The sequence below is a fragment of the Acinetobacter sp. YH12128 genome (assembly GCF_013418655.1).
Lineage (GTDB): Bacteria > Pseudomonadota > Gammaproteobacteria > Pseudomonadales > Moraxellaceae > Acinetobacter > Acinetobacter amyesii.
In genome coordinates, this window is record NZ_VPBO01000026.1 from 41,485 (window position 1) to 51,267 (window position 9,783).

General features: G+C 38.8%; 9 protein-coding genes. 3 read left to right on the top strand and 6 right to left on the bottom strand.

Annotated features, from left to right (window positions below):
• Positions 1-29: 29 nt before the first annotated feature.
• From FTU64_RS13440 to grpE, 4 genes are all read right to left on the bottom strand, one after another.
• Positions 30-407 carry a hypothetical protein gene (locus tag FTU64_RS13440; protein WP_180005534.1) on the bottom strand — a complete coding sequence of 126 codons (378 nt, stop codon included), beginning with the start codon at positions 405-407 and terminating at the stop codon, positions 30-32.
• 120 nt (positions 408-527) lie between these two features.
• The gene (locus tag FTU64_RS13445; protein ID WP_373886580.1) at positions 528-1,418 is read right to left on the bottom strand and encodes a matrixin family metalloprotease; all 891 of its coding nucleotides are present in this window, start codon (positions 1,416-1,418) and stop codon (positions 528-530) included.
• Between the two features lie 666 nt (positions 1,419-2,084).
• Positions 2,085-4,025 carry a molecular chaperone DnaK gene (dnaK, locus tag FTU64_RS13450; protein WP_180009109.1) on the bottom strand — a complete coding sequence of 647 codons (1,941 nt, stop codon included), beginning with the start codon at positions 4,023-4,025 and terminating at the stop codon, positions 2,085-2,087.
• A gap of 154 nt (positions 4,026-4,179) precedes the next feature.
• Positions 4,180-4,719 carry a nucleotide exchange factor GrpE gene (gene grpE / locus FTU64_RS13455; protein WP_111885723.1) on the bottom strand — a complete coding sequence of 180 codons (540 nt, stop codon included), beginning with the start codon at positions 4,717-4,719 and terminating at the stop codon, positions 4,180-4,182.
• Between the two features lie 938 nt (positions 4,720-5,657).
• Between grpE and FTU64_RS13460 the strand changes: the two genes are divergently transcribed.
• Positions 5,658-5,885: a hypothetical protein gene (locus tag FTU64_RS13460; protein WP_228144800.1), complete on the top strand. Its 228-nt coding sequence runs from the start codon at positions 5,658-5,660 to the stop codon at positions 5,883-5,885.
• Positions 5,886-6,069: 184 nt separating this feature from the next.
• On the opposite strand, the gene FTU64_RS13465 is transcribed toward FTU64_RS13460, so the two are convergent.
• A complete protein-coding gene (locus FTU64_RS13465) occupies positions 6,070-6,627 on the bottom strand; it encodes a hypothetical protein (RefSeq protein ID WP_180022965.1) in 558 nt (185 codons plus the stop codon).
• Between the two features lie 201 nt (positions 6,628-6,828).
• On the opposite strand from FTU64_RS13465, the gene FTU64_RS13470 reads away from it, so the two are divergent.
• Positions 6,829-7,899, top strand: coding sequence for an alpha/beta hydrolase (locus FTU64_RS13470; protein ID WP_180027164.1), 1,071 nt, complete (start codon positions 6,829-6,831; stop codon positions 7,897-7,899).
• Positions 7,900-7,962: 63 nt separating this feature from the next.
• Here the strand turns inward: FTU64_RS13470 and FTU64_RS13475 are convergent, their stop codons facing one another.
• The gene (locus tag FTU64_RS13475) at positions 7,963-8,634 is read right to left on the bottom strand and encodes an acetoacetate decarboxylase family protein (protein WP_180027167.1); all 672 of its coding nucleotides are present in this window, start codon (positions 8,632-8,634) and stop codon (positions 7,963-7,965) included.
• Between the two features lie 101 nt (positions 8,635-8,735).
• On the opposite strand from FTU64_RS13475, the gene FTU64_RS13480 reads away from it, so the two are divergent.
• Entirely contained in the window at positions 8,736-9,305 is a 570-nt protein-coding gene (locus FTU64_RS13480) for a peptidylprolyl isomerase (RefSeq protein ID WP_180005529.1), read from the top strand.
• Positions 9,306-9,783 lie beyond the last annotated feature (478 nt).

The following is a 9,783-nucleotide window of genomic DNA, read 5'->3' on the forward strand; positions in this document are numbered from 1 at the left end:
GAGGGCTTTTTTAATGTTTAAAATCGATATTAGGCTTCAAATTTTAGCGCTTCTAACAGATCTAAAATCACTGTGGTCACGTCTTGACTCAATTGATAATTATTAAAAATTTCATAAGCCGTAATGGTGATATCGGTATCACTCGGAAGCAGGCGTTGTTCTTCTTCGATGAGGTCACGGATCGGCAATAGGGTTTGTTTGACTTGTAAATGCAAGACATCTTTAAACTCAAGATTTTCGTCTTCGAGTTCGATGAGTTGCTCATTAAAAAATGGTAAAAGTACTGCATGGAGATAAGGTTGAATTTCGGTAATATCAAAAAGTTCAATATCACGGGTTTGTTCAATCGTGCTGATGTGGTCATTCACTTCAATTAAGATATGGTAGTAACTCACATTGCTCTCCACGGAAGATGTCATTGATATAAGGAAATTATTGCATATCAACAATAACATGAAATGCTGATTTTTGTTGGTGAATCCTGCAATATCCTTATAAATTGTATGGTTTTTTATGATCAGGGCACACTAGCGATAATACAGTAAGCTTTGGTCTGCTGGCATCAGTTTAAAGTTTTCTAATTGTTGCGCGCCCAAGATTGGGTACATTAATGCAGTAGGGTCATTATGGTGAGATAAGCCGAGAGCATGTCCGAGTTCGTGGGCAAGGGTGAGGCGTAAATCATCTTCGGCATCAAATTGATAAATCTGAATCTGATCGCCCATAAAAACGCCTTTATGAAACTCTCGTGCAGGAAAGCGCTGACTGGCTTGTATCACGCCCGCATTATATTGATCGATTTGCTGGTTATAACTTGAGACTTGTTGGTTAAATTGATCATTTTGCTGATTAAATCGATCTATTTCTTGGTCTAATTGCATCGCTTGTGCTTTGACTTGCGCAAGTTCTTTTTCAACGCGTTGCATATTGGGGCCTTGCGCATGCTCGATTCGGCTCCAACCCATACGTTCTTGCGACAGTTGTACTATTTCAGCACGGATCATGGCTTGTTTTGATCGGAGCTGTTGCTCATTCATCTCCAGACCTTTTCTCGAATTTGCTAAGTTCTCGGCATATAAATCATTACGGGCTTTATCTGCGGCTAAGGTCTTTTGGACTTGCTTATAGGCATTGTATTGTTCTTGGCGGTCATCATAAATTAGATGGATCGCCAGTTGTGCATCTGGGTCATAGATAAATAACGGTTTGAGCGTCCCTTTATGCCATATCTCTGCAGCCTCTTGGCTAAGTTGGATCACCTGTTGCTGGGTTAAACCAAAGCGTGGGTCGACGTCTGCAACACGAAAGCGTAATCGTGTGTCAAAAGGATGGGAAATTCGATCCCACGCAGAATTAAAGCGAAGCTGTGGATGGGATTTAACTTGAAACTGTAAATAAGCTAAATACAGTATCCCCACTGTTATGAGTGCTGAGACAAAGCGCATAGTAAATGAACACAATAATAGGGGTTTAATTTAGCTTGAATTTTGTCCACGTCATAGTCAAATATATACCATCTTGAAATTTTAGCGTTGTCTTAACAATAGCATTACGCTTTTTTTCCAGTTAATTTGGCTGGTAAATTGGATTTATAAATAAGAATGAATCCTATAGAGATAAATATGAAAAAAACCAATTCAATGAGATATTTGAAATTAAATCCATATTCTTTAACGTGTTCCAAACTATAGATCGATATTTCGAGTTTAAAACATTGAGCTAATGTATAAAAAATAATGCCGATAAATAGTGAGATAAATCCTAAGCTCCATGTGTAGCGCTGCTGAATATTAAACATATATAAAATTAGGCAACTTATGAGGAGTCCAAGTGTGAAGGCCGCATCAAGCCCCAAAAATTGTAGATAATTGAGAGGGGATAATAGTATGTTTGAAGGCAGAATGATTAATAGATTACCCATCGGATAATGAAACATCACGGACATTCCCGCAGCTAAGAGCAAAAGCTTGATAAAATTTTTCATGTAAATTATGTTTTATTTTAAAGATAATGAAAAATAACATAAAAAACCGCGCTTTCGCGCGGTCTTTTTGAGCTTTGAAAAACTCAGTTAAAGCGACAAATTATTTTTTGTCATCTTTTACTTCAGTGAACTCAGCATCTACAACGCCGTCATCTGCTTTTTGAGCTTGACCTTCAGCGCCTTGGAAAGCGTTAGGATCAAAACCTTCAGCACCGCCTTGACCTTGTGCAGCTTCATAAGCACGTTGAGTGATCGGCATAATGATGTTTTGAAGTGCTTCAGTTTTCGCTTTGATTGCATCTACATCGTTATCTTTAGTCGCTGCTTCGAGCTCAGCTACAGCAGCATCGATTGCAGATTTCTCATCAGCAGTTACCTGTTCACCAAGATCTTTTACTGCTTTTTGAGCAGAAGAAACAAGTGCATCAGCTTCGTTACGTGCTTTCGCTAATTCTTCAAATTTACGATCTTCTTCAGCATTCGCTTCAGCATCTTTGATCATCGCTTCAATTTCAGCATCGCTCAAACCAGAGTTAGCTTTAATTTGAATTGATTGCTCTTTACCTGTGCTCTTATCTTTTGCAGATACTTTCAAGATACCATCAGCGTTGATGTCAAATGATACTTCAATTTGTGGTACACCACGTGGAGCAGGTGGAATATCGCCCAATTGGAAGTTACCCAACAATTTGTTTTGTTGAGCCATTTTACGTTCACCTTGGTAAACTGAAATGTCTACAGCTGGTTGGTTGTCTGCAGCAGTTGAGAACACTTGAGATTTCTTCGCAGGAATCGTCGTGTTTTTCTCAATGATCGCTGTTAACACGCCACCCATTGTTTCAATACCAAGTGTAAGCGGAGTTACGTCAAGAAGAAGTACGTCAGTTTTATCACCTGAAAGTACTGCACCTTGAATCGCAGCACCCATCGCTACAGCTTCATCTGGGTTCACGTCTTTACGTGGCTCACGGCCGAAGAACTCTTGTACTTTTTGTTGTACAAGTGGCATACGAGACTGACCACCCACCAAGATTACGTCAGAGATGTCAGAGGTTGAAAGACCTGCATCTTTAAGTGCAATCTTACATGGTTCAATTGTACGAGCAACCAATTCAGCAACTAAACCTTCAAGTTTAGAGCGAGTCACGTTGATCACTAAGTGTTTAGGACCAGTCGCATCTGCTGTGATGTATGGAAGGTTGATTTCTGTTGCATTCGAAGAAGAAAGCTCGATTTTTGCTTTTTCAGCAGCTTCTTTTAAACGTTGAAGTGCAAGCGGATCTTGTTTCAAGTTTACGCTTTGTTCTTTCTTGAACTCTTCAACCAAGTATTCAATTAATGCATTATCGAAGTCTTCACCACCAAGGAATGTATCACCGTTTGTAGACAATACTTCGATTTGTTGGTCGCCATCAAGGTCAGCGATTTCAATGATTGATACGTCGAAAGTACCACCACCTAAGTCGTAAACCGCAACTTTACGGTCGCCTTCTTTTTTGTCCATACCGAACGCAAGTGCAGCAGCTGTTGGTTCGTTGATGATACGTTTAACATCTAAACCAGCAATTTTACCTGCATCTTTAGTCGCTTGACGTTGAGCATCGTTAAAGTACGCAGGAACAGTAATTACCGCTTCAGTTACTGTTTCACCAAGGTAGTCTTCAGCTGTTTTTTTCATCTTTTTCAAGATTTCAGCAGAGATTTGTTGTGGTGCAAGTTTCTTGTCATTTACATCAACCCAAGCATCGCCATTGTCAGCTTTGATGATTTTGTAAGGTACAAGGCCGATATCTTTTTGCACAGCTTGGTCTTGGTACTTACGACCGATCAAACGTTTGATTGCAAATAATGTGTTTTTAGGGTTAGTCACTGCTTGACGCTTAGCAGATTGACCGACAAGGATCTCGCCATCTTTATACGCAATAATAGATGGAGTTGTACGAGCGCCTTCAGCGTTGTCGATTACTTTTACTTTGTCGCCTTCAAGTACTGCTACGCAAGAGTTTGTAGTACCTAAGTCAATACCAATGATTTTCGCCATTTGGATGTTTCCTCTAAAATTCTTTTATTCCCAAACTCTTCCCTTTCTCAAAGGGAAATAAAAAGGGATTTACTTGTTATCCGATATGAGAGCCAATCAAAAATTTTCAAGTAATATTAGTTAAAATTTTTAATTCGTCTCAGAAAATTTGGGTTTATGCACCAACCATAACCATAGCTGGACGTAATAGACGACCGTTTAAGCTATAGCCTTTTTGCAATACTGTCCCGATTTCATTCGATTTGGCATTTGGATCGATGCCCACAGCTTGGTGAAGATCTGCATTGAAACCATTTGCAGTATCCACAGCAACCACACCAAATTTTTCTAAAGTGCTGAGCAATGATTTCAGCGTAAGCTCTACACCTTCAGATAAACCTGATTTTTCATCACCTGCCGCAGCGATGGCGCGTTCAAGGTTATCAACTGACTCAAGCAATTGTTTTGCAAATTTTTCCAGCACAGTATCTTTATGCTTTTCAGATTCGCGTTGAATACGCTCTACACTTTTTTGCGCTTCATATACGGCATTTGCAGTACGTGCTTTTTCAAGTTTTAAGCTTTCTTCTAAATTGGTGATTTGTGCTTGTAAATCTTCAACTGAAACTTCAGCTTGCTCGTTTTCAGCTTGAGTTTGCTGTTCTGCTTGCTCTTGTTGAAGATCTTGAGCGTCTTGGTTTTGCTCAGTCGCCATTGATTTACTCCGTTTAAATGGGTTCTTAAACATGTTCAGTCCTTATAGCTGTGCGTTCAAACGACATCGATGCGTAACTGCCATGCGTTTTGAATTCATGATTAATAAAAGAAATCGGGGCAGGGGATAAAAATTCAAGCGAAGTCAGCGATTAAATGCAGTTTTTTATTCAAATAAATGGTTTTTCAGCCAAATATCGACTGCAAAATTAAATTCTATGAAAATATAAATTATTGATTTGAATGTATAATCATATTTTGATCGGATTTATAGATTTTCATCATAAATTTTAACGGTTTCTCTTTGTGCCTGAAAATTTGCATAATTTATCTATCGGAAGTGACCATATCCACTGGAGAGAGGGATATGGTGACTACCTCTAGATTTTAGAAACACTTTTCCATGCTGATTTCCCAAGAATCAGCATTTTTTTTTGCCTCAAAAATAGTGGTTGATATTTATACATAAAAACTCTTAGTATCAGTTTTATTAAATATTTCACAAAAAATGATCAGCACAGTATTCTTTGTTTCAGATTCTATCGCTGTAGTTTCTTAATTTATTTCAAATGTGTTTTTCATGGCCTGCTTCTCTCATAAGCAGGCTTTTTTTTGCATGAAATTTATAAAAACAGCCACTTAAGTAACTGAGTTGCAAGTTTTGTTGAACTTTGTTGTATTCAAAAGCTGTGATCACGCTTTATTCAAAAATCATTTATATTTATTTTTTTAATAAAAAACAAAGCACTTGAGTTAAAAAAATGATGTAAAGCCTCAATATAAAAGAAAACTGCCTGATTAATAAAACATTTCATAAGCTGTACCGTGCCTCGTACAAAGTACAACTCAGAAGGTGGGAACTTCACAGAATTATTTTCCATTATGACTCGGGCAAAGTTGAGCTTTGCTTTTAATGATTCAATGAAGGAAATAATGAAGATGAAAAAAATTGGTTTATTCGCTGTCGCAGTTTTAGGTTTTGGTTTAGCTGCGGTAGGTTGTACTTCTCAAGAAACTGTAGAATCTCCAGAAACCGCACAAGTAACGTCTGCAACTGAAGCATCTGTAACGACAGAGCAATCGGGTGCTGTGGTTCAAGCAGATCCATCAGCTCAAGGTGCTGAAGTTCAATCTGCGCCTGCACCACAACCTACAGTTCAGCAATAAGATTGTTTAATGCTCTCTGACCTGTAACAACAGGCAGTCAAGAATAGACAGAAGATAGGATGCCTCTTCTGTCTATTTTCTTTTCTATAGCTGTTTTTACGACCTTTTCTATTTTTAGCGAGCAAAAAAAAGCCCATCCTGTAGATGAGCTTTTTACTTCTAACCGATCTGAAAAAAACATCAATTAACGGCGATTTTCCCACGCGCGACGACGTTCTTCAGCCGCTTTACGTTGTTGATCTGATGCCTTTCTTAAATCTTGAATATTTTTTTTGCGCTCTTGCTCAATTTGTTTTCTACGATCTTGACTGGCTTTACGGCGCTGTTCTTCTAAGCGCTGACGCTCTTTGCTGACTTTTTGACGATCTTGTTCAGCACGTTTACGACGTTCAGCTTCAGAGTATTTACGCTGTTGTTCTAGACGTTGACGTTCGAGTTCGTTTTTACGACGATCCCACTCTTGTTGATTTTTACGATTTTGTTCCCAGTTACGCTGGTCAAGTTGCTGCTTTCTACGTTCGAGCTCTAAACGATTACGTTGTTGTTGCTGACGTTCCCATGTACGGCGGTCTTGTTCATAACGACTGTCATAACGGCGATCATAACGATTGTCATAGCGTCGATCATTATTATCATAACGGCGGTCATAACGTCCATCGTAGTAACCATCTTCAGGGAATGCTACGCAGCCTACAGCCAAAAAAGCAGTCGCAAAAGACAGAAGGATGATCTTTTTAGCCATGGTGAGTATCCTTTATCGAGAATGGGTTAGCATAATCAACCCATAAAACTTGGGTAAATTGTCAATGACAACTCTATAAAAGAAGATTAGCTTAACTAGGTCTGTACTATGTATGTCGATGTTGAGATTTATATGTGAATATGGTCACATTTGACCTAGATCATGTAGAAAGTATGAAGAGCATAATTCGAAGGATAGAGCATGTTTGCATTGAATGAATCACTTAAAAATATGAAAGATAAAGGCCAAGGTACGGCTGCTCGGTTACTTGATCGTCTTCCTAACTTTGCCAAAGAAAGCCTCGCAAAACGTCTCGATTATCCGTTTATTTTTCCAGAATTAGATCCGCTGGTGAAATGCATGATGGCGGCTCAACTCAAGCAAGGTAAGTCAGGCTTTGTGACCGAAGACTATGTGAAGTCTCGTAAATTATTTGATTTACAGATGGAGTCGATCAAGACCAAGCCGACCTTTGTGAAACAAGTGCAAGATATACGTCTACCTTTACAAAGTGCAACGCTGTTTGCGCGTCATTATCATCCTGCTCCAAATAAAAAATTACCGATGATCGTGTTTTATCATGGTGGTGGTTTTGTGGTGGGTGGTTTAGACACGCATGATGAAGTTTGTCGTTTATTGGCTGTGCATGCCAAAACACAAGTTTTAAGTATTGATTATCCTTTAACACCAGAAGCCAGCCCAGCTCAATTAATGCAAAGTTGTGAAGATGCATTGGCTTGGACTTATCAAAATAGTCGTCAGTTTAAAATTCTAAAAAATCGAATTGCGGTGGCAGGGGATAGTGCAGGCGGCAATATTGCTACTGCGGTTGCACAGCGCAGTGCTCAAAAAGTTTTTGCCCCGCAAGCTCAACTATTAATTTACCCAGTAGTGGATTTCAAGAGTCGCCACCCATCTTTCTATGCTTATAAAGATGGTCTAGTTCTGACTGAAAAAGATATTGATGTCGTAACGGCTTTATATGCAGAACAACATGCAGTGGCCTTGGATGATCCATTAATTTCACCGACCTATGGAAAATTGGCAGGTATCGCACCCGCGTATATCGTGACGGCAGGGCATGATGTTTTACATGACGAAGGTGAAATTTATTCGCATAAACTCCGTCAGCAAGGGGTGAAAGTGTTTTATCAAGAATATACCGATCAAACCCATGGTTTTATCAATTTAACCCCGGTTTCGCACCGAGCTAAAAAATACGTGATCGAGATCAGTACGAAGTTCCGTAAATTTTGGGATAAACGTAGCTAATCATTCCTTTATATAAAGTAAACCCAGTGTTTCACGTGAAACACTGGGTTTTTATTTATTGGGTTATTTATCTTGGATTTTTGCAGCAGGAAAAACGAGGCTAAATTCTGGGATATAAAAGCTTTGCAATAATCGTGCTTCAGAAAAATTTGGAAAAATGTCCTGTGTGTTGTGCCATTCTACCTGTTTCAGTTTAGAGAGCCGTCCACGAAACTTCGGTGAAAATTGATAACGCTTACCTTCCCACGCTTGTCTGATTTGCAACATCGCTGCAGGGATATGATGACTATTAATATAGAAAGAACGCTGTGAACGTGATTTTTTTAAACGGATCTGCATTTTGTGTTGTTCAACTTCTATAGTACAGACCACTTCATTGTCATGTTGTTGCCATTCAAACTTTGCCAACTCTTTAGGAATACCCCAGAGTTTTTGACCATGAATGACAGAGATATCTGTCGAAACATAAATCTTAGGAATCGAACTTAACCTTTTCTTACTCCATAAAGGGTGATCTAAAATTAGCAATTCGTCATAAGGGCCCACAGGTGAATCATGGTATCGGACCAATAACACCTGAACCACACGACCTAAAGGCGATGTCGCTAAACGGAACATCTGCGCTTGTTGGATAAAACTCGGAGAGATCCAATAATTCAAAATAAAAGCATCGCCACGCAGTTGCCAAGGCGGTAAATGTGTCAATGCAGTGTCCGACGGTATTATTTGCGTCATCATTGTTCTCGTTTTAATAATGGCAGAATAATTACTTTTTAATCATCAAAGACTAATATACAGTCAATAACAAATACGAGATCAACCAGAAGAGTTAGCAAATGTTAAAACAGATTTTATTTACCGCAGCACTTGGCTGTGTGAGCTTAAGCAGTTTTGCTGCCAATACTATTGTCGAAATGAAAACCTCTCAAGGCAATATTGAAATTGAGCTATTCAATGACAAGGCACCTATCTCAGCTAAAAACTTTGAAAGCTATGCAAAAGAAAAATTTTATAACGGCACGATCTTTCATCGCGTGATTCCTGGATTTATGGTTCAGGGTGGGGGCATGGATGTCAAAATGCAGGAGAAGCCAACAAAAGCGGCTATTAAGAATGAATCAAGTAATGGCTTGAGCAATAAGCGCGGCACATTGGCAATGGCACGGATGAATCATCCTGATTCAGCAAGTAGTCAGTTCTTTATTAATGTTGCAGACAATGACTTTCTCAATAAAAGTGCAATGAATGCGGGATATGCTGTTTTTGGTAAGGTCACTAAAGGGATGGATATCGTCGATAAAATCGTAAAAGTTCCAACTGCGAACTATGGAATGCACCAAAATGTCCCTGTAAACCCAGTGGTTATACAGAGTGTGGTGATTAAAGCAGCACCTGTAAAAAACTAAGCACACAAAATAGGAAAAATATTTTACATGATATTTGTAATAAATATCATGTATTTATGTGAATAAAGTGTGTTTTTTGAACCATAATGGTGCATAAAAATGAAACACTCATGTTCTTTGTGAGTGAAAAGCACTTGCACGTGTAAGAAATTGCCCTATAATGAGCACCATACCGACGAGATAGACGGAAACGAACGAAACGCGAAGCGTTGAATTGTTAAGTTTATCGAAGTCCAGCTTCTAGCATTGACGAGATGTTAGAAAGATCATTAAGAGATTATGAAGAACAACTTGTGTGGATTTTTACTGATTGATCGATCGAAATTATTTTCATTGATTAATGGTGGAAAATACTCGAAGTTTATTTGAGCAAATTTTTGTCAGTAATTGATGAGCCAAGATTGGTACCCTTTAAGGTACTATTGATTTTAAACTGAAGAGTTTGATCATGGCTCAGATTGAACGCTGGCGGCAGGCT

Excerpts from the sequence above, each read along its gene's own strand:
- FTU64_RS13480 (WP_180005529.1), top strand. The coding sequence starts at position 8,736 with ATGTTAAAACAGATTTTATTTACCGCAGCACTTGGCTGTGTGAGCTTA.
- dnaK (WP_180009109.1), bottom strand. The coding sequence starts at position 4,025 with ATGGCGAAAATCATTGGTATTGACTTAGGTACTACAAACTCTTGCGTA.
- grpE (WP_111885723.1), bottom strand. The coding sequence starts at position 4,719 with ATGGCGACTGAGCAAAACCAAGACGCTCAAGATCTTCAACAAGAGCAA.
- FTU64_RS13465 (WP_180022965.1), bottom strand. The coding sequence starts at position 6,627 with ATGGCTAAAAAGATCATCCTTCTGTCTTTTGCGACTGCTTTTTTGGCT.
- FTU64_RS13470 (WP_180027164.1), top strand. The coding sequence starts at position 6,829 with ATGTTTGCATTGAATGAATCACTTAAAAATATGAAAGATAAAGGCCAA.
- FTU64_RS13460 (WP_228144800.1), top strand. The coding sequence starts at position 5,658 with ATGAAAAAAATTGGTTTATTCGCTGTCGCAGTTTTAGGTTTTGGTTTA.
- FTU64_RS13475 (WP_180027167.1), bottom strand. The coding sequence starts at position 8,634 with ATGACGCAAATAATACCGTCGGACACTGCATTGACACATTTACCGCCT.